Here is a 19,340-nt window from a genome sequence, read left to right as displayed (position 1 = left end):
CCAGTTTCGTAGAGCAACGCGCTTGTGACCCTGGACCCCGGCCTGCGCCGGGGTGACGGGGAAGTAGCACAAATCCCCCCATTCCCCCCCACTTCACACCCGCCCTTCACTCCCCCCAAGGAGCATCCCGATGAGCAATCCGTTCAGCCTTGATGGCAAGGTGGCGCTGGTGACCGGCGCCAATACCGGTATCGGTCAGGGCATTGCGCTGGCGCTGGCCCAGGCCGGGGCGGCCATTGTCGCCGTTGGCCGGTCCACGCCCAGCGACACGCAGCAGGCGGTGGAAGCGGCCGGCGCCAAGTTCCATTTCGTCCATGCCGATCTGGGCACCGGTGCGCCGGTGGCCGAGGTGGTGGAAAAGGCCGTGGCCGCTTTTGGCCGGCTGGATATTCTGGTGAACAACGCTGGCACCATCCGCCGTGCCGATGCGCTGGATTTCACGGAAGCCGACTGGGATCTGGTGCTGGACGTCAATCTGAAGACGCCCTTCTTTCTGGCCCAGGCCGTGGCCAAGCAGTTCCTGGCCCAGGGCACGGGCGGCAAGATCATCAATATTGCCAGCATGCTGTCCTTCCAGGGCGGGATCCGGGTGGCGTCCTATACCGCGTCCAAGAGCGGCATTGCCGGGCTGACCAAGCTGCTGGCCAATGAATGGGCGGCCAAGGGCATTAATGTGAATGCCATCGCACCCGGCTATTTCGCCACCAACAATACCGAAGCCCTGCGCGCAGACGAGGGTCGCAACCGCGATATCCTGGCCCGCATCCCGGCCAACCGCTGGGGCACGCCCGCCGATCTGGGCGGGGCCGCCGTGTTCCTGTCCTCCAGTGCCGCAGACTATGTCCACGGCACCACGCTCGCCGTCGATGGCGGCTGGCTGGCCCGGTAAGAAAAATCGGTCGATCTGTCTGGGATCGGCTGGCTACTCCTGGCAGGAAAAGGCGGTCCGGCTCTCCGGGCCGCCTTTTTGCTGGTTTCATCAGAACGGGTTGATGACTTCCAGCACCTGCTGGCCCCAGCGCGGCTGCTGCAATTCGCTGACATTGCCGCGCCCGCCATAGGAAATCCGTGCCTCGGCAATTTTTTCATAGGAAATCGTGTTGGCCGAGGTGATGTCTTCCGGCCGGATGATGCCGGTCAGCATCAATTCCCGCACCTCGTAATTCACGCGCACTTCCTGCTTGCCCTGGACCACCATGTTGCCATTGGGCAGAACCTGCACGATCAGGGCCGCGACCTGGAGATTGATCTGTTCCTGCCGCTGGATCTGGCCGTCACCATTGCTGGTGCTGGTGCCATTGGTGCTGATCAGATTGGCCGGGTCCACCGAGTTTGGCAGAATGTTGTTGGTGCTGGCCTCCAGGCCAAACAGGTTGGGAATGCCCAGGCTGTCCGTGCCGTTACGGGTGCGCTGTGTGCGGTTTTGCAACTGCGCCCGGTCATTGATCTGGATATTGACGGTCAGGATGTCGCCGACGCGGGCGGCGCGCTGGTCCTTGAAGAAGGCGCGCGATCCGGCCCGCCACAGCGAGTTGGCCTGCCGGTCCACCACTGGTGCTTCCGGCATGGGCAGGCGCACGGGCTGGTAATTAGGATTGCGGGACGGATCCTCAATCGCTGACAGGGCAGGGGCCTTACCGATATTGGCCAGCCGGTCGGCGGTGCCGCAAGCGGTCAGCATGGTGGCGCCCAGCGTCAGCAGGGTCAATGTACGGACGGCACGGAACGTCTGGGCAGCGGACATATCGGTTCTCCTTAACGGCTCGCCCGGACGGTAGCCGGACGGGCTGCGGATTGGTTTGCGGCGGCGATCTGGCCGGCGGGACGGACGGCCACCAGATTGGGGCCGGCCACGATCGCCTCGATCACTCTGCTGCTGGACGTATTCACAATCCGTACCAACTCACCCTGGGAACCATCGGCCAGGGATTTACCCTGGGTCGTCAGGGTCATCAGGTCCGACTGAAGCATGATGGTCACCATCGCCCCCTTGGCCACCAGCACCGGTTCCCGCACGTCGCGGCTGTTCACAGCCTGATTGGGCGTGACGGTGCGGCGCAGGGTTTTGCCAACCAGATCAGTGCTATCGGTGACAGCCCCGGCAATCAGCCGGTCACGGGGGGTGCGCAGATAGGTCAGATCACCCTCGCTGATGACCTCCCCGGTCTGCAGGCGGCGGGTCAGGACCGGCAGTTCCACCATATCGATGGCACGACCGGTAACGGTCTGGCGCATCAGTTCAGGTCCACTGGCTGGCGCCACCAGATCGGCGGTCAGGCGGCCACGGGCGGGCTCATAGGCAAGATTTTCCACCCGGACGGAGGCGTCGCTGCCGGTCGGCAAAAACAGGCTCAAGGTACGGTTATCGAGCTGGATATCCACGTCGGCACCGGTGCCCGCCTGGATCAGGGCGGTCCGCAGCGCATCCTGGATGCCAGCGGTGCTGACCTCCACCGCTTCCCGCTTTATCTGCGCATTGTCGTAGGGGCTGATGGGCCGCCAGGTGATGCCGTTTGCGCCAGCGATCCGCGCCAGCATGCCGGCATCCAATGTCAGGCTGCTGCCGGGGGCGGGGGCCGCCATCACCATCCGCGCCGCAACATCCGCCGGCAGCCCATCGAACAGATCGCCCAGGGTGATCTGGGTGGCGGCGACCGAGCCGGCGGGCTTCAAGGTCGCGGCGCTGGCGATGGGGGCCGACAGCAGCGTGGCGGAAAGCAGGAGGGCGGCGAGGCGGTTCATTATCGTTCTCCGGCGGCGGAAGCAGCGGATAAGGTAGGGCTTAGCGGAGCTGGCTGACCGACTGCATCATCTGGTCGGTGGTGGAGATGACGCGGGAGTTCATCTCGTAAGCCCGTTGGGCCGTGATGAGCTGGGTGATCTCTGCCACGATATTGACGTTGGAGGTCTCCACGGCACCCTGCATCAGGCGACCGAAGCCGGGCCCGCCGGGATTGCCGGCCACGGCAGCGCCAGAGGCCGGCGTTTCCAGCAGCAGATTGTCGCCAATCGCTTCCAGGCCGGCCGTGTTGGGGAAGGTGGCCAGCTGGATCTGGCCGACATTCTGCAATTCCACCTGGCCATCGATCTTGGCCAGCACTTCGCCATTCGGGTTGACCGTGATGTCGACCGTGTTTTGCGGGATGGCGATGCCAGGGATCACCTGATAGCCGTCATGGGTGACGATGGTGCCTTCTGGCGACAGGCCCAGCGTGCCATCGCGGGTATAGGCCGTCTCACCGTTCGGCAACTGGACCTGGAAATAGCCCTGGCCGTTGATGGCGATATCCAGCGTGTTGCCGGTGGGGTTGATGTTGCCCTGCTCGTTGATCCGGTAGATGGCAGCGGCCTTGACACCCGTGCCGACCTGGATGCCCGAGGGGACGATGGTGCCGGCATCGGACGAGGTGGAGCCGACGCGACGCTGGTTCTGGTACAGCAGGTCCTGGAACTCAGCCCGCTGACGCTTGTAACCGGTCGTCGTCATATTGGCGATATTGTTGGAGATGGTTTCCACGTTCAACTGCTGGGCCAGCATGCCGGTGGAGCCGATGGAGAGGCTACGCATTTTCCTGATCCCCTTTACTGAGCGCGGGCGAGTTGACGGATCGCGGTGCGGATCCGTTCATGTTCGGTATCGATCATCTTCTGGACGTTTTGATAGGTGCGCATGACGTCGATCATCTGCGTCATCTCCACCACGCTCTGCACGTTGGAGCCTTCCAGCGCCCCCTGGGCAATATCGGGCTGGGCAACGGCAATTTCTTCCTGGTCGGTGGTGTAAAGGCCGCCGCCCAACTCGGTCATCCGCTGCTGATCGGCGAAATTCACCACCTTCAACCGACCGACCTGACCCTGTTCAGTCTCGATTGTGCCGTCACCCCGGATGAAGACCTGGGTGGTATCGGCCGGCAGGGTGAGGCGCTGGTTGTTCTGATCCAGGATCGGCAGGCCGGCGCGATCCACCAGTTCCCGGTTGGCATTGAGCTGAAGCGAGCCACCCCGGGTGTAGCGCGGGCCGGAGAGCGTCTCCACGGCGAAGTAACCCTCCCCCCGCAGCGCCACATCCATCTGATTGCTGGTCACAGTCAGCGGGCCGGCGTTGGTATTGCGCATCAGGCCGTAATCCTGGACGAAGCTCATCTTGTCGCCCTTACGGTCCGGCTGTTCCAGATATTCAAGGAACAGCATGCGCTGCGACTTGAAGCCGGTCGTGTTCATGTTGGCGATATTGTTGGAAACCACTTCCATCTGCCGGCGCAGGGCTTCCTGCCGGGACAGCGTGATGTAGAGTGAATTTTCCATCGTCTTACCCTCTGGAACAAACCAACGGGCTGGGCGGCCCGGTCGGGAATGTTAAAAGCAATCAGCGTGCCAAGTGAGGGATTCAGCCATTTTCAGGCTATCGGCATCGGGGATGGGCAAGAAGTGCCGCCCTTGCCCCAGCAGGCCGGATGGGCCAGATTGACCGCATGATCCTGCCCGACCTGCTACGCCCCGGCCTTGACCTTGTTTTTTGCGGTACGGCCCCCTCGCGCATCTCCGCCGCCCAGGCGGCTTATTATGCCAATCCGGGTAACCGTTTCTGGCCGACCCTGTGGGAGATCGGCCTGCTGCCCGAGCGCTGGCGGGCCGCGCAATATCCGGGCCTGCTGGACCTGGGGATCGGACTGACCGACCTGAACAAGACCGAGATTGGCAATGATGCCGACCTGTCGCCGGACGCTTTCGATGTCACCGGCTTCCAGGTCAAGATGCGCGCCCATCGTCCGGCGGCCATCGCCTTTACCAGCAAGAATGGCGCGCGCGTCTTTCTGGGGCGCAACGCCGTTATTTCCTGGGGTCGGCAACCGGCGGACTGGGAGGGGATCGCGCTTTTCGTGCTACCATCCCCCTCCGGCCAGGCCCGGCGTTCTTTTGATCTGATGCCCTGGCGCGCGGTGGCTGCCTTTGTCGCTGCAAGACGGGCGGCAGCCATGCTACCATCACCGACAGTTTGAAGGGCTGATGGGGGACAGGTTCATGCCCGACCAGGACGATATTGATGCAATGTTCGGGGAAATGGCTGGCGGCGGCAGCGTCAAGGTCGTGCCTGAGCAGCCGGAAATCTCCGCCGTCTATGATACGGAAGTGGAGATGAGCGTTGTGTTGGGCACCTCCAACATCCGTGTCCGCGACCTGTTGAAGCTGGGCCGTGGCGCTATTGTGGAGCTGGATCGCAAGATCGACGACCTTTCCGATATCGTTGTGTCCGGCCGGATGGTGGCGCGCGGTGAGGTGACCATCGTCGAAGACAAGATTGCCGTCACCTTCCGTGAATTTGCCCGGATCAATAACTGATCAGCCCCACGGGGCGCCGCGGCAGGGGCCTGCCGTCTCTCCATACAGGCAAAAAAAAGCCGGCTGCGATTGGCAGCCGGCCAGAGATGAAGGGAGCCTCATAAGGAGGTAAAGTCCCTAACCGTGGCGCATATGCAACGGTCAAGTCACTTTTATATAGACCAGATCGACGGGCTTTAAAAGGGAAAAAGCGTGTCGATGATAACACACTCAAAATTTAACCACTCTCTGTCACAGGCGTTGCTGCATGGCGGGGTCAATCGCCACGCACCTCTTCCACCATCTCCTCCAGCCGATCAAAATCCTGGATGATCAGGCTATTGCCTTGACGAATAACAAGATTATCCCGCGAAAGGTCGCTCATCACCCTGGCCACGGTCTCCCGCGTCGTGGAGACGCGGCTGGCAATATCAGAGTGGATCGGCACCGGCGTGATCTCAGCGGTATTATCATCGCGCATGCCAGCCTTGGCCAGACGCAGCAACTCCGCATGGACCCGGTTATTCGCCCCCAGGGTGGAAAGGTCCATGATTCGACCGGTAGAGGTGCGGACGATATGGGCCAGGCGGCGCATGACCAGGGTGCCGATGGCCGGATGCGTGGTTACCGTCTCCAGGAACAGGCGGGGCGACATGAAAGCGACCAGCGTTTCCGTCAATGCCACGATGGAGGCGGAGCGGGGGCCGCTATCAATGGCCGATAATTCCCCCAGATAGCCCCCAGACTCGATATCGTCGAAGGTGATTTCCCGGCCGGAGAGGGAATAGTTCACGACGCGGACGCGGCCCTCTACGATCAGGCAGACGTCCCGGCTGTCTGATGCCCGGTCCACAATCTGTTCGTGGGGATGGAAATGCCGCCAACTGCATTGGCGTGCAATGGCGGCACGCTGCTCCACGCTTAGCGCTTGCAGCAGTTCGATACGATCGAGATTGGCAGGATTGGCTTCGCTCACGGGTATAGCATCCGGCTGCGGAATGATTGGAAGTCAGTATATCTGTCGCGGGCGCCGCGGGATAGAGCCGCTTCCGGTCCATTGGTGCCCGCGCCCCTGATCCAGACGCTATTCCCGCTTTTAGTCAGGCGCGCAGATACCACTCCCATTCCAGCGGGGTCACCTGGGCGGCGAATTTCGCCCGCTCCGCCTGTTTTGTGATGGCATAGGTATCGACAAAAGCATCCCCGAACCATTGGCGCAGGATGGAGGAGGTGGTGAACAGCGTCAGCGCGGTTCCCCATTCGGTCGGCAGATGAGGGGCGCTTGCTTCATAGGCATTCCCCTCCAGTGGCGGGCCGGGATCAATATGCTCGTCCAGGCCGTGGAGCAGCCCGGCCAGCATGCCCGCCAGCACCAGATAGGGATTGGCATCGGCCCCGGCGATCCGATATTCCACCCGCCGGCTTTCCGGCCCGCCGGCGGGTATGCGCAGAGGTGCGGTTCGGTTATTCACGCCCCACCCGATGATGGTGGGCGCGTAGGAACCGACCTGGAAGCGTCGCCAGCTATTGGCACCGGGCGCAGCCAGGGCCATGGTCGCCGGCAATGTCTGCGCCATCCCGCCGATGGCCTGCCGCAACAGCAGGGAGCCTTCCGGCGCAGGATCGGCGAAGATATTCTCCCCCGCATCATTCAGCACGCTCATATGGATATGCATGCCGCTGCTGGCCTGGTCGGCATAAGGCTTGGCCATGAAGGTGGCTTCAAAGCCGTGGCGCCGCGCCACTCCCTGGACCACGCGCTTGAACAGCACGGCATCGTCGGCTGCACGCAGGGCATCGGGCCGGTGGTTCAACGTGATTTCATATTGGCCCGGCCCATATTCAGCAATGGCGGTGCCGGCTGGAATGCCCTGGGCTTGCGCGGCGGCTGTGATCTCATCCAGCACATCCTCGAAATCCTCCAGCTCGGCCAGCCCATAAACCTGGGTACGGTCCTGGACCCGCCCACTGCGGGGGCTGGTGGGGGGAGAAGGCTGCGCGCCGGGTGCTCTATCACGGTCGATCAGATAAAATTCAAGCTCCACGGCCACGACGGGCGTAAGGCCGCGCTGGCGTAACGCCGCCTGCAACGTTTCCACCAGGGACCGGGGGGCATAGGGGAACGGGCTGCCATCCTCCCCCCGCATCGATAATAGCACCTGCCCCAGCGGCTTGGCCGACCAGGGCACACGGGTCAGCGTTCCCGGCACCGGGCGGCACACCCGGTCCGGCACACCCTTTTCAACCGACATGCCGGTCTCTTCCACCGTATCGCCGGTGATATCGACGGCGAAGGTGCAGCCGGGCAGGGCCACCCCTTCCTTATAGAGCTTATCAAGCTCCGCGATGGGCACCCGTTTGCCCCGAAACACCCCGCACAGGTCAGGCAACAGTGCGTCCACCGCGATGATATCGGGATGGGCTTGGCGGAAGGCCGCGATTTCGGCGGAAAGGTCGGGGGCGGTCATGGGAAAGGTCCGCGGGTTGATAATGGCGGGCATGGCACCGTGTCGGACAGCTTCTGTCAAGCACGGCGCAGCACCCGTCAGGGGGTTCGTGGGAAGTGCAGATAGATTTCATCAAAAATCAGACGCGCATCAATGTTCAGCGCGTGCAGAATCAAGATCATTTCGAGCACATCAACCCGGCGCTGCCCGGTCTCATACGAAGAAATGAAGGATTGGGGTTTGCCTAATCGACGCGCCAACTCTTGCTGCGTCACTTTGGCATTGCGGCGGGCACGCTCCAGGCATGCGCCAACAATTGCGTGTTCCCGAGGGGCGATCAGCACAGCGATTTCTCCCGAATTTTTGCGGCAGCTCGCTGTAAATTGAAAAATCCGATATTGAAAAATCCGATATCCCTGCCAGACTCAAACGGTTGCATGGATATCTCGGAAACTAAACCGACATAATCCAGTATGGCATCCGGGGAAACTAGTAGTAGGAAGGGGCGAGACAATGAAAATAACAAATATTTCCATTACTGTGCGAATAACATCGATCATCGTCATGATGCTCGTGATGATGTCGTTAATAATGTTCATTGGTGAACGAAACATTAATAAGGTGAATGGAAACTATACATCGCTTATAAAGGAAGAAGTATACGCGATGGTCAAGCTGGCACGTACTAACCGGACGGTTATTGCTGCTGGTCAGCAGACATACAGAGCGATGGCTATGGATGAGGAGGCGCAGATTAACGTTGCCATCGCCGAAGCGCGTACCAGCATGGATCAAGCTGCATCCGATTACAAAGACCTGCGCGGTCTGGTGCCGGCTTGGAGTGAGGAAGTTCGCAGCCTGGAAAATGGATTGGCTGGATTGCGACAAGAATTTGCCCAAATTGAACAGATTCTCATTGAGAACCGCGATGAAGAGGCGGGTAAGGCGATCAGCGAACGGTTTGACCCTAAAATGGTGTCTTTGCGCGACGCGAATATTCGCCTGACCGAGGAGATCCGGCGGGCCATTGAAGATCGGGCCCAGCAGGCGACGGATCAAGTGGTGACGGCGACGGCCAGCATGCTGACCATCGGCGGGGTTGGCGCCTTGGTTGCTGTTGCCTTGTCGCTTTACATTGCCATCGGCACCATCACCCGCCCGTTAAGCCGGTTGACAGAGACGATGCGCAAGGTGGCGGACGGTAATCTGGATCTGGCTGTTCCTGGTCTTGGCCGGGGGGATGAAGTGGGGCATCTGGCCAGTGGCCTGGAACAGTTCCGCCGGAATGCCCAGGAAACCGAGCGTATGCGCGCCCAGATGAAGGCGGCGGAAGAGAACGCCGCGGCAGAGCGCCGTCGCGCCCTGCATGATATGGCCAGCCAGTTCGAGCGGAATGTGAAATCGGTTGTAACGCTGGTTGCAAGCTCAGCGACCGAATTGCAAGGTAGCGCGCAGGAACTTTCCGCCATGGCTGAACAGACCCGTCAGCAAAGCGCTGCCGTCTCCAGCGCGACGGAGCAGACATCAGCAAATGTGCAAACGGTTGCGGCTTCTGCCGAGGAGATGACCAGTTCCATTGGTGAGATTACGCGGCAGGTTGGTTCTTCTGCCACTATCTCCCGCGAGGCCAGCGACCGCGCGCTGGAAACCAACCGCACCATCCAGGAACTGGCTTCGGAGGCCAAGGCCATCGGTGCCGTGGTGCAGTTGATCGCCGATATTGCAAGCCAGACCAACTTGCTGGCCTTGAATGCGACTATTGAAGCCGCCCGCGCCGGGGAAGCCGGTAAAGGCTTCGCGGTCGTTGCGTCGGAAGTTAAGAGCTTGGCGACCCAGACGGCCAAGGCGACGGAGGATATTTCCAGCCGTATCGCTGCTGTGCAGCAGGCGACCGACAGTGCCGTCGCCGCCACGGTGGAGGTGACCCAGACCATCGGCAATATCAATGAGATCGCCACCACCATTGCTGCTGCTGTGGAGGAACAGGATGCAGCCACGCGGGAAATTGCCCGCAACGTGCAGCAGGCGGCCATTGGCACACAGGAAATCAGCAGCAATATCAGCGGCGTCAATGAAACAGCCCAGGGAACGGGCGAGGCTGCCGGTTCTGTGTTGAGTGCCGCAGCCCAACTCTCGCGTGAAGCGGAGCGTCTGACTCTGGAAGTTGATCGCTTCCTGTCCGAAGTGCGGGCCGCCTGATCGCAGCGCCGTCCCCGTCATACCATGCGGGGACGGCGCGGCCAGGGCAGGGCAGGCACCATGATACCGGCAAAAATCAGAACCATGCCGGCCATGCGCAGCGGGCCGAAACTTTCATCAAAGGCGAGATGCGCCGTAATCGTGCCGACAACGGGCACCAGCAGGGAGAAGGGCGCCACCATCCCAGCGCGGTACGTCTTCAACAGAAAGCCCCAGATCCCGAAGGCCACCAGGGTGGAAAGAACGGCGATGTAAAGCAGGGACAAACCCGCGGTCCAGGTGACATGGGTCAGCGCGTGGCCGATCCGCTCCGGCCCCTCCAGCAGCAGTGACAGGGCGAGTGCCGGCAAGGGCGGAATCAGGCTCAGCCAGACCATCAGCGGGAAAGTGGGCGTCGGGGGCAGGCGCCGTGTCAACACATTGCCCATGGCCCAACTGGCGGCTGCCAGAAGGGTTAGGGCAAATCCCATCCAGGTTACATCCAGTCCGACAGTGCTGGCTGTGATGATCAGACCGGCAGCAGCGATTGCCGCCCCTGTCACCTGCCGGCGGCCCGGTTTCTCGGCCAGGATAGGCACGGCCAGCAGCATGGTAATGAAGGCCTGGCTTTGCAGCACGACAGATGCCAGCCCCGCGGACATGCCTTTATCCAGGGCGGAAAATAGAAAGGCGTAATGGCCGATAAAAAGGAATGTCGCCACCAGGGCCATGTCGCGCCAGCGCAGCCCGGCGGGCTTGGCGATGAAAAGGGCTGGCAAGGCGGCCAGCATGAAGCGAAGCGCGGTCAGCAGGAGCGGTGGAAAGCCGGTCAGTGCCAGCTTGATGACGACAAAATTCAACCCCCAGATCAGGGCAACAAGCACGGCAAGGGCAATATGACGGGGGCGCATCAAAACCATCGTGGCCAGGATGAGAGGACACTATCCCCTCATCCTGGCCACGATTGTGCAACTGCTAACATGTCATGCGGACAATGGGAGCCTGACGTTCCTGTTGCCAGACGGGTGCAGCAAAAAATCAGCCAATGGTGATTCTCTCGCCCTTCGGCGACTGCTTGGAATATGACGGCACGAGCATGCCGGCTGCCACATTCTCCAGATCCTCGTCCGACAGTTCGGAGGAACGCATATTGTCGATGGCTTCATCCAGCGTGCCGCGCAGGGCTTCGATATCCACATTGATCCCGTTGGCGCTGGCGAAGCTCAGCACTTCCTGGGCCAGGACATCACGGTCCTCAATGCCCGACAGCCGATCCACGAGAGCCGGATCGGCAAAAATGGCATCCCGCAGGGTGACCATGTTTTCATCATAGTGGGCGGTACCGGTCATTGCTCATTCTCCATAAATGAAGGATTCGGTAAACAGCATGGCCTTTGCTGCTCATCGGCCATGAAAATGTACTTAGGCAGGGCCAGATGAGGGCCGGCGTTTGCCGCCACCATCTATTTTCGGGGCATCGCTTCGCGTCCCCGCGGCGACCATCTCCAATTCCTCGTCTGAGAGTTCGCCCTCATGGACAGAGGCAAGTTCCTCTTTCATGGCTTGGCGTACAGTGCCGCTATCAACAGAGATTTTGTTGGCACTCGCAACGGCCATCAACTCGTCCAGCACCGCTTCCTGGTCCGCGATTGTGGAAAGGCGAGACAACAGCGCGCGATCTGCCATCACCGTATCACGCAGCGCCGCCAGAGAGGCTGTGGAGGAGTGATTGCCAGACATCGGATGCTCCAATCAAATTGGCAGATTTGCTGAAACGATAAATAGGCCATCTCTGTGATCCCTGCATCCGTTCGGCGCTTTGCCGGATGGCTTAAACACTTTGCCGAAATGCGGGTACTTGTCCTGCCGCGGTGGCGGATGCACTCTTGCCCGCAACACCATCAGGCAAAAGGGGCCACCACGGCCCAGGAGGACAGGATGGACGCCAACGCCACCCCAAGCTGGCACGACAAGGCCGCCCGGCTTCAGTTCCGCAATCAGGCCTTCATTGATGGCCGGTTTGTGGATGCCGCCAGTGGCAAGCGTTTCGACTGTATCAGCCCACGCGACGGCAAGGTGCTGACCCAGGTTGCGGAATGCGATGCGGAGGATGTGGACCGCGCCGTGGCCGCGGCCCGCCGCACCTTTGAGAATGGCGTCTGGCGCGACCGGCACCCCCGCGCGCGCAAAAGCGTGCTGGCAAAGCTGGCGCAGTTGATGGAGGAGAATGCCGACGAGCTGGCATTGCTGGAAACGCTGGACATGGGCAAGCCCATCCGCGATGCCCGCAATGTCGATATCCCCCTGTCGGTACGCTGCGTGCAATATTACGCCGAGGCCATCGACAAGCTTTATGATCAGGTGGGCCCCAGCGGCCCGGACGCCATGTCCCTGATCCTGCGGGAGCCGCTGGGGGTGATCGGCGTTGTCGTGCCCTGGAACTTCCCCCTGATGATGGCGGTGTGGAAGATCGCCCCGGCGCTGGCGACGGGTAATTCTGTCGTGCTGAAACCGGCGGAACAATCGCCCCTGACGGCCCTGTTCCTGGCGGAACTGGCCGTGCAGGCAGGGCTGCCGGAAGGGGTGCTGAATGTCGTGCCCGGCTTCGGGGAGACGGCCGGCCAAGCGATCGGCCGGCACATGGATGTGGATATGCTGGCCTTTACCGGCTCCACCGAGGTTGGCAAATATTTCATGCGCTATTCAGGCGAAAGCAACCTGAAGCGCGTGTCGCTGGAATGCGGCGGCAAAAGCCCGCATATCATCCTGCCCGATGCGCCCGACCTGGACCGCGCCGCGCGGGAGGCTGTGGGCGGTATTTTCTTTAACCAGGGTGAGGTCTGCACCGCCGGTTCCCGCCTGCTGGTGCATGAAAGCATCAAGGACGAATTCCTGGAGCGGGTAACCCACCATGCCGCCCGCTGGAAGCCCGGCGACCCGCTGGACCCGAAAAGCACCATGGGTGCCATGGTCGATGCCCGCCAGCATGAACGGGTGCTGTCCTACATCGCCAAGGGCAAGGCGGAAGGGGCGGCCCTGCGCCTGGGTGGCTTCGCCGCACGGGAGGAGACGGGCGGTTTTTATATCGAGCCGACCCTGTTCGACCGCGTGGACAACAATATGACCATCGCGCGGGAGGAGATTTTCGGCCCTGTCCTGTCCACCATCAGCTTTTCCAGCACGGAAGAGGCGTTCCGTATCGCCAATGACACGATCTATGGCTTGGCGGCGGCCGTCTGGACCCGCGATATCAGCACGGCGATGAAAGCGGCCCGCGCGATCCGGGCCGGCAGTGTCTGGATCAACTGCTATGATGGCGGCGATATCACCGTACCCTTCGGCGGCTTCAAGCAATCGGGCTTCGGACGTGACAAAAGCCTGCACGCGATGGAGAAATATACCGATTTGAAGAGCGTCTGGATCGACCTCTCCTAGAAACCATTTCCGACAATCGCCATAATGGCTGATGCGACGGGTTGAACCGGGGCCGATTTCCGGCTAGGTCACTGTTGTAAAGGTCTTCAAACCAGGAGCGCTTCCCTTGCTCGTTCATCCGATCCGTCTCGACGAAGAAGAAAAGCCGGACACCGAGGCCAAGGAACAGGCGAAGGCCCCGCCCGGCGTGGCGCAGAACCTGTTCAAGGCCCGCACGATCCTGCTGTTTGGCGAGATCAACCAGAAGGTGGCGCAGGCCGTCGTCGCCCAGTTGCTGGCCCTTGCCGCTGAAAATGACGAACCGATCAAGCTGGTGATCAACTCGCCCGGCGGTCACGTCGAATCCGGCGACACGATCCATGACATGATCCGCTTCATCAAGCCGAAGGTGAAGGTGCTGGGTACCGGCTGGGTCGCTTCCGCTGGCGCGCACATTTTTCTGGGTGCCGCCAAGGAAGATCGCTACTGCCTGCCCAACACCCGCTTCATGATCCACCAGCCGGCCGGTGGTGTGGGTGGCCCCGCCACCGATATCGCCATCGAGGCGAAGGAGATCATCAAGATGCGTCATCGCATCAACGCGGTGATCGCCCGTGAAACCGGCCAGCCGATCGAGCGGGTGGCCGTGGACACCGACCGTAATTTCTGGATGTCGGCTGAAGAGGCCAAGGAATACGGTATCGTGTCCCACGTTATCGAGACTGCCGACGGGTTCTGATCCCACCGGGATTACCATCGGAAAAGAAAACGCGCCCGGCACATCACCGGGCGCGTTTTCTTTTTCAGTCATTTGTAGAACCGGTCAGGGGGCTTTCAGGCCCCCCGCCAATCCCGCTTCAGGCGTGCTTTTCCAGGGCGGCGACACCGGGCAGGGTCTTGCCTTCCAGCCATTCCAGGAAAGCGCCGCCGGCGGTGGAAACGTAGGAGAACTTGTCGGCCACGCCGGCATGTTCCAGCGCTGCGACCGTATCACCGCCGCCAGCAACCGACAGCAGGCGGCCCTGCTGGGTCAAGGCGGCAACCAGACCGGCAACGGCATTGGTGCCACTGTCGAAGGGCTGAATCTCGAATGCGCCCATCGGGCCATTCCAGACCAGGGTCTTGGCGCCCTGAAGTTTGAGGGACAGGAATTCAACCGTCTTCGGGCCGACATCCAGCATCATCTCGTCAGCGGCGATGTCGGTGACATCGGCCAGACGATGGGCGGCACCGGCCTTGAATTCCTTGGTCATCATGCCGTCAACCGGCAGCAGCAGCTCACAGCCCGAAGCCGCTGCCTTGTCCATGATGGCGCGGGCCTGATCGGCCATGTCCACTTCACACAGCGACTTGCCGACAGAGACGCCCTTGGCGAACAGGAAGGTGTTGGCCATACCGCCGCCCAGCACCAGCATGTCGACCTTAGCCACCATGTTCAGCAGCAGTTCCAGCTTGCTGGAGATTTTGGCCCCGCCAACCACAGCGGCCACCGGCCGTTCCGGCGCCGCCAGGGCCTTGCCCAGTGCTTCCAGTTCCGCCTGCATCAGACGGCCAGCGGCAGACGGCAGCAGGTGGGCAACGCCTTCGGTGGAGGCATGGGCGCGGTGTGCGGCGGAGAAGGCGTCATTGACATAGACATCGCCCAGCGCGGCGATGGCCTTGGCCAGTTCCGGATCGTTCTTCTCTTCCCCCGCATGGAAGCGGGTATTTTCCAGGATCAGCACGCCGCCAGCCGGCAGGGCAGCGATGGCATTGCTGGCGGTTTCGCCCACGCAATCAGCGGCGAAGGCGACCGGGGCGCCCAGCGCCTTTTCCACCGACGACACCACCTGACGCAGGCTGTTCTTTTCATCCGGGCCATTCTTGGGGCGACCGAAATGCGACAGCACCACCACCTTGGCGCCCTTGGCGGCGATTTCCTTCAGGGTGGGGATCAGACGGTCGATGCGGGTGGTGTCGGACACCTGCCCATCGGCCACGGGCACATTCAGGTCGGCCCGGACCAGCACGGTCTTGCCGGCAACGTCGATAGTATCCAGGGTCTGGAAGCGCATGACGGATTTCCCCGAGGGCTTGAAGAATATTTCGCATTGAGTGCGCAAAAGCGGGCGGAGGGAAGCACAAAAGTGCGCCCCCGGCAACTGCGCCGCCGACGATCTGTCACGGGCAGAATGCAAAAAAAAGCGGCGGCTGCGATAGACAGGATTTGAAACACTTGTCATCGTTCTGTCGCAAATGAGGCTGGGCGCGGGAGAATCACCTTCTGCCGCCCCTGTTTCCACCATGGAGCATAGGGCGAAACGGACCATGTCCCCCCGTGAAATCGAACTGAAATTGTCGGTACGCGCCGAGGATATGGACCGGCTGCGCAAATTGCCGGTTCTGGCCACGCCAGGGGCCAAACCCGCCGCCAAGTCGCTGGACAGCGTCTATTTTGATACGGCGGACCGGTTGTTGCAGAAAAATGGCTTGTCGCTGCGCGTGCGCCGGCAGGGCAAGAAGCTGGTTCAGACGCTGAAATCCGCCCCGCCGCCGGGGATCGGCGCCCTGGTCCGGGGGGAATGGGAGGTGCCCGTACCGGGGCCAGAACCAGATATCGCGCTGTTGCCCGATCCGGACGTGCTGGCCCCGCTGGGGCCCCTGACCAATGCTGATCTGCTGCCCTTGTTTGAAACCCGCATCCGCCGCCAGATCCGCCTGATCACCCCGGAAGAGGGGATGAAGGTGGAGGTGGCGATTGATCAGGGGGAGATCACCACCCCGCAAGGCGCTGTGCTGCCCGTCCATGAACTGGAACTGGAGCTGGTGGAAGGGGAGGATACGGCCTGCCTTTACCGCATGGCCCGCGCCATCCATGAACAGGTGCCGATGCGGCTGGAAATGGCCACGAAGTCAGCGCGCGGCTATGCGCTGGCCGATGGGGCGGAGCCGCAAACCCAGCGTGCCGCCAAGCTGGCGCTGAGTGACGAGGCGACGGTGGAAGAGGCGCTGGCCGACATTGTGCGAAGCTGCCTTGTCCACCTGACTGCCAATGAACAGGCCACCCTGACCGGTGACGATCCGGAAGGGGTGCATCAGATGCGGGTGGCCTTGCGCCGGCTGCGCTCCACCTTTCAGATCTTCCGGCCCTTGATCCCCACGGAACAAGCGGAAAAGCTGGTGCCGGAAATCAAATGGCTGGCGGGCTCCCTGGGCGCGGCGCGGGAATGGGATGTCTTCCTGGGGGAATTGCTGCCCCCGGTCAGCGCCGCCTTGGTCGATCATCCGGGGTTGGCGGCTTTGGAGAAGGCCGCTCAGGCAGCCCGCCGTGATGGGTATGCGGAGGCGCGCGCCGCCGTCGGCTCCCCCCGCTATACGGCTCTGCTGCTGGATCTGGCAGCCTGGCTGGATGGGCGGCATTGGCGCAACCAGCCGGTCAGCGAACGTTCGGCCCTGCTGTTGCGCCCCGTTACGGAACTGGCCGCCGCTTTGCTGGACAAGCGCCTGCGCAAGGCCCGCAAGGAGGGCAAGGGCTTTGCCCATGCCGGCGCGGAACAGCGGCACGAGTTGCGCATCGCCTTGAAAAAGCTGCGCTATGCGGCCGATTTCTTCCGGGGTCTGTACGAGGGCAAGGCCCTGAAACGCTTCCTGGAGGATCTGTCCAGCCTGCAGGACCGGTTAGGCCATCTTCAGGATGTCGCCACCATCACCAAGTTGATGGATGAGCTTGAGGGCCGGTCCGGCCTGCCCAAAGGATGGCAGCGCGGGGCGGGGCTGGTGATCGGCTGGCATGCGCGCGGCCTGCATGATGGGGAAGAGGCAGTGGTGCGCGACTGGCGCCGCTTTGCGGAGACGGCCCCGTTCTGGAAGCGGCCATCGGCTGACGATCCGGCTGCCGATCTGTGATCGTCACCGGCTGCACATCGCGCCGATGAGAGAGTGAAAGGAAGAGCATGCTTACGGTCCTGGTCAGCAATATCAAAGGCGGCGTCGGCAAGACGACCATTTCCACCCATCTTGCCGCCGCCTTCGCCACTGCCGGCCACCGCACCATTCTGGCGGAGATGGACCGGCAGAAATCGGCCTCCGGCTGGCTGAAGCGTCGGTCGGAAAAAGCAGCACCCATTGAAGGCCGGGACTGGACCAAGCAGGTTGGCGATGTGCCCGACGGGCCGGGGCGGCTGGTGATCGATGTCCCGGCGGCGATGAAGCCCAAGGATGTGGAAGATCTGGTGAAGCTGGCCGATCTGGTCGTGCTGCCACTCCTGCCCGGTGCCTTTGATGAGGCGGCGACGGAACGGTATTTGAAGCGGCTGGATGAGTTGAAATCTATCCGCAAGAACAAGGTGCCCGTTGCCATCATCGGTAACCGGTTGCGCCCGCGCACCAAGGCCGCCGACCGGTTGGACCAGTTTCTGGAAGGGGTGGGGCATCAGGTGGTGACCCGCCTGCGCGACAGTCAGCTTTATCCCGATCTTGCGGCCGAAGGGCTCGCCCTTTTTGACCTGACCAGCAAGCGCGCCCTTGATATCAAGGCGGACTGGGTGCCGCTGTTGAGCTTTATCGACAAAGTCGCCTGATTGTCTCATGCTGAGGTCAAACGTATGTTTGACAGAGGAAGCAGCATGAGCGCGGCATTACAGGCGATACCGGTCGGCGAACTGGCTGCACGGGTGGGGCAGCGCGTCGGCTCTTCCCCTTGGGTGTTGATCGACCAGGACCGTATCAACCGGTTTGCCGACGTGACCGGGGACCACCAGTTCATCCATGTCGATCCTGAACGGGCGGCCCGGGAAGCGCCATTCGGCGGAACGGTGGCCCATGGTTATCTGACGCTGTCCCTGCTGGCGGGGTTGTTTCAACAGGCCGTTCCCCCGCTGGAAGGGGCGAGCATGATGGTGAATTACGGGCTGAACGCCGTGCGTTTCCTTGCACCCGTCCGGACGGGCCGGCGTATCCGCGCCCATTTCACGCTGAAACAGGCAAGCCAGCGTCAGCCCGGCCAGTGGCTGATTGTCTTTGTTGCCAGCATGGAGATTGAGGGGGAGGAAAGACCGGCCCTGACGGCGGAAAATGTGCTGCTGGTCATGGTGCCGCCAGGGCCGGGGGACGTGCCGGAAGGTTAAAGCATCAGGCGCCCGCCGGTGACCGGGATGATGGCGCCGGTGATGTATGAGGATTCCGGGGAGGCGAGCATCACATAGGCCGGCGCCAGTTCCGCCGGCTGACCGGCCCGGCCCAGGGGCGTATTGCTGCCGAAGGATTCGACCTTCTCCGCCGGCATGGTGGAGGGGATCAGCGGTGTCCAGATCGGCCCTGGCGCAACCGCATTCACGCGGATACCTTTTTCCGCCACCATCCCGGCGAGACCGGCCGTGAAATTGGCGATGGCCCCTTTTGTGGTGGCATAGGCCAGCAATTGCGGGTTGGGGTCTTTGGCATTGATGGAACTGGTATTGATGATACTCGCGCCGGGTTTCATCACCGCGATGGCGGCCTTTGCCAGATAGAACTGGCTATGGATGTTGGTGCGGAAGGTAATGTCCCATTCCTCCGCAGTGATATCGGCAATATCGGCAAAGGAGGCCTGGTGGGCGGCATTATTGACCAGGATATCCAGCCGGCCAAACTGTTCCATCGCACGGTCCACAAGATGGCGGCAATGCGCTTCCTCGCAGATGTCGCCGGCGATCAGCAGCGGTTCGCGTCCCGCATTTTTAACCCACCTTCCGGTTTCCGCCGCATCATCATGTTCATCGTAATAGGAGATGATGACATCCGCCCCTTCCCGGGCAAAGGCGATGGCAACGGCACGACCGATGCCGGAATCACCGCCAGTGATCAAGGCCACCCTTCCTTGCAGCCGGCCGCTGCCGCGATAAGTTTCTTCACCATGATCGGGTTTCGGGTCCATGGCGGCCGTGTGGCCCGGCATGTCCTGTTGTTGCCGGGGCTGAGGCGGGCGGGGGGCGTCAAAGCGCGGATCGTCCAGCATGGTGGCTC

The 19,340-nt window shown here is 61.9% G+C and carries 21 protein-coding genes; 9 read left to right on the top strand and 12 right to left on the bottom strand.

Going from position 1 to position 19,340, the window contains the following annotated elements:
* Nucleotides 1-130 precede the first annotated feature (130 nt).
* Nucleotides 131-889 (top strand): 2-dehydro-3-deoxy-D-gluconate 5-dehydrogenase KduD, encoded by a 759-nt coding sequence (gene kduD, locus G473_RS0102990; protein ID WP_029011878.1) that lies wholly within the window; start codon nt 131-133, stop codon nt 887-889.
* Between the two features lie 90 nt (nt 890-979).
* Here the strand turns inward: kduD and flgH are convergent, their stop codons facing one another.
* The 4 genes from flgH to flgF are packed head-to-tail and all read right to left on the bottom strand — an operon-like array spanning nt 980 to nt 4,305.
* On the bottom strand, nt 980-1,744 hold the full coding sequence (gene flgH / locus G473_RS0102985; protein ID WP_029011877.1) for a flagellar basal body L-ring protein FlgH: 765 nt from the start codon (nt 1,742-1,744) through the stop codon (nt 980-982).
* Between the two features lie 11 nt (nt 1,745-1,755).
* Nucleotides 1,756-2,742, bottom strand: a complete 987-nt coding sequence (flgA, locus tag G473_RS24815) for a flagellar basal body P-ring formation chaperone FlgA (protein WP_051329827.1) — start codon at nt 2,740-2,742, stop codon at nt 1,756-1,758.
* 40 nt (nt 2,743-2,782) lie between these two features.
* Complete coding sequence (gene flgG, locus G473_RS0102975) at nt 2,783-3,568, bottom strand: flagellar basal-body rod protein FlgG (RefSeq protein ID WP_029011876.1); 786 nt, start codon at nt 3,566-3,568, stop codon at nt 2,783-2,785.
* Between the two features lie 14 nt (nt 3,569-3,582).
* On the bottom strand, nt 3,583-4,305 hold the full coding sequence (gene flgF / locus G473_RS0102970) for a flagellar basal-body rod protein FlgF (protein ID WP_029011875.1): 723 nt from the start codon (nt 4,303-4,305) through the stop codon (nt 3,583-3,585).
* A 149-nt stretch (nt 4,306-4,454) separates the two neighbouring features.
* Between flgF and G473_RS0102965 the strand changes: the two genes are divergently transcribed.
* Nucleotides 4,455-5,000: a mismatch-specific DNA-glycosylase gene (locus G473_RS0102965; RefSeq protein WP_035705221.1), complete on the top strand. Its 546-nt coding sequence runs from the start codon at nt 4,455-4,457 to the stop codon at nt 4,998-5,000.
* A gap of 22 nt (nt 5,001-5,022) precedes the next feature.
* Nucleotides 5,023-5,340, top strand: coding sequence for a flagellar motor switch protein FliN (gene fliN / locus G473_RS24810; RefSeq protein WP_035705248.1), 318 nt, complete (start codon nt 5,023-5,025; stop codon nt 5,338-5,340).
* Nucleotides 5,341-5,596: 256 nt separating this feature from the next.
* On the opposite strand, the gene G473_RS0102955 is transcribed toward fliN, so the two are convergent.
* From G473_RS0102955 to G473_RS24805, 3 genes are all read right to left on the bottom strand, one after another.
* Nucleotides 5,597-6,295, bottom strand: a complete 699-nt coding sequence (locus tag G473_RS0102955; RefSeq protein WP_035705220.1) for a Crp/Fnr family transcriptional regulator — start codon at nt 6,293-6,295, stop codon at nt 5,597-5,599.
* Nucleotides 6,296-6,419: 124 nt separating this feature from the next.
* Complete coding sequence (locus tag G473_RS0102950) at nt 6,420-7,787, bottom strand: glutamine synthetase family protein (protein ID WP_029011871.1); 1,368 nt, start codon at nt 7,785-7,787, stop codon at nt 6,420-6,422.
* 77 nt (nt 7,788-7,864) lie between these two features.
* Complete coding sequence (locus tag G473_RS24805) at nt 7,865-8,110, bottom strand: helix-turn-helix domain-containing protein (protein WP_051329826.1); 246 nt, start codon at nt 8,108-8,110, stop codon at nt 7,865-7,867.
* A gap of 385 nt (nt 8,111-8,495) precedes the next feature.
* On the opposite strand from G473_RS24805, the gene G473_RS24800 reads away from it, so the two are divergent.
* Entirely contained in the window at nt 8,496-9,965 is a 1,470-nt protein-coding gene (locus tag G473_RS24800; protein ID WP_051329825.1) for a methyl-accepting chemotaxis protein, read from the top strand.
* A gap of 17 nt (nt 9,966-9,982) precedes the next feature.
* Here the strand turns inward: G473_RS24800 and G473_RS24795 are convergent, their stop codons facing one another.
* The 3 genes from G473_RS24795 to G473_RS0102925 all read right to left on the bottom strand — a co-directional run bounded on the left by G473_RS24795 (nt 9,983) and on the right by G473_RS0102925 (nt 11,684).
* Nucleotides 9,983-10,855, bottom strand: coding sequence for an EamA family transporter (locus tag G473_RS24795; protein WP_035705242.1), 873 nt, complete (start codon nt 10,853-10,855; stop codon nt 9,983-9,985).
* Nucleotides 10,856-10,982: 127 nt separating this feature from the next.
* The gene (locus G473_RS0102930) at nt 10,983-11,294 is read right to left on the bottom strand and encodes a hypothetical protein (RefSeq protein ID WP_029011870.1); all 312 of its coding nucleotides are present in this window, start codon (nt 11,292-11,294) and stop codon (nt 10,983-10,985) included.
* Between the two features lie 72 nt (nt 11,295-11,366).
* Complete coding sequence (locus G473_RS0102925; protein WP_029011869.1) at nt 11,367-11,684, bottom strand: hypothetical protein; 318 nt, start codon at nt 11,682-11,684, stop codon at nt 11,367-11,369.
* A 198-nt stretch (nt 11,685-11,882) separates the two neighbouring features.
* Here G473_RS0102925 and G473_RS0102920 point away from each other — a divergent pair, with 198 nt between their 5' ends.
* Both G473_RS0102920 and G473_RS0102915 read left to right on the top strand, forming a co-directional pair.
* Nucleotides 11,883-13,379, top strand: coding sequence for an aldehyde dehydrogenase (locus tag G473_RS0102920; RefSeq protein ID WP_029011868.1), 1,497 nt, complete (start codon nt 11,883-11,885; stop codon nt 13,377-13,379).
* A 106-nt stretch (nt 13,380-13,485) separates the two neighbouring features.
* Complete coding sequence (locus tag G473_RS0102915; RefSeq protein WP_029011867.1) at nt 13,486-14,097, top strand: ATP-dependent Clp protease proteolytic subunit; 612 nt, start codon at nt 13,486-13,488, stop codon at nt 14,095-14,097.
* 118 nt (nt 14,098-14,215) lie between these two features.
* On the opposite strand, the gene G473_RS0102910 is transcribed toward G473_RS0102915, so the two are convergent.
* Nucleotides 14,216-15,412, bottom strand: a complete 1,197-nt coding sequence (locus tag G473_RS0102910; protein ID WP_029011866.1) for a phosphoglycerate kinase — start codon at nt 15,410-15,412, stop codon at nt 14,216-14,218.
* A 253-nt stretch (nt 15,413-15,665) separates the two neighbouring features.
* Between G473_RS0102910 and G473_RS24790 the strand changes: the two genes are divergently transcribed.
* Genes G473_RS24790 through G473_RS0102895 form a run of 3 tightly spaced genes read left to right on the top strand, consistent with a single transcriptional unit; the run spans nt 15,666 to nt 18,463 of the window.
* Nucleotides 15,666-17,243: a CYTH and CHAD domain-containing protein gene (locus tag G473_RS24790; protein ID WP_051329824.1), complete on the top strand. Its 1,578-nt coding sequence runs from the start codon at nt 15,666-15,668 to the stop codon at nt 17,241-17,243.
* Between the two features lie 47 nt (nt 17,244-17,290).
* Nucleotides 17,291-17,917 (top strand): ParA family protein, encoded by a 627-nt coding sequence (locus tag G473_RS0102900; RefSeq protein ID WP_029011865.1) that lies wholly within the window; start codon nt 17,291-17,293, stop codon nt 17,915-17,917.
* Nucleotides 17,918-17,962: 45 nt separating this feature from the next.
* On the top strand, nt 17,963-18,463 hold the full coding sequence (locus G473_RS0102895) for a MaoC family dehydratase (protein ID WP_029011864.1): 501 nt from the start codon (nt 17,963-17,965) through the stop codon (nt 18,461-18,463).
* On the opposite strand, the gene G473_RS0102890 is transcribed toward G473_RS0102895, so the two are convergent.
* Complete coding sequence (locus G473_RS0102890; protein WP_029011863.1) at nt 18,460-19,332, bottom strand: SDR family oxidoreductase; 873 nt, start codon at nt 19,330-19,332, stop codon at nt 18,460-18,462. The two genes, G473_RS0102895 and G473_RS0102890, sit on opposite strands and share 4 nt — an antisense overlap.
* Nucleotides 19,333-19,340 lie beyond the last annotated feature (8 nt).

The organism is Niveispirillum irakense DSM 11586 (assembly GCF_000429645.1).
GTDB lineage: Bacteria > Pseudomonadota > Alphaproteobacteria > Azospirillales > Azospirillaceae > Niveispirillum > Niveispirillum irakense.
Note: the sequence above shows the minus strand (reverse complement) of the source record. Positions and strands in the feature narration are given on the sequence as shown.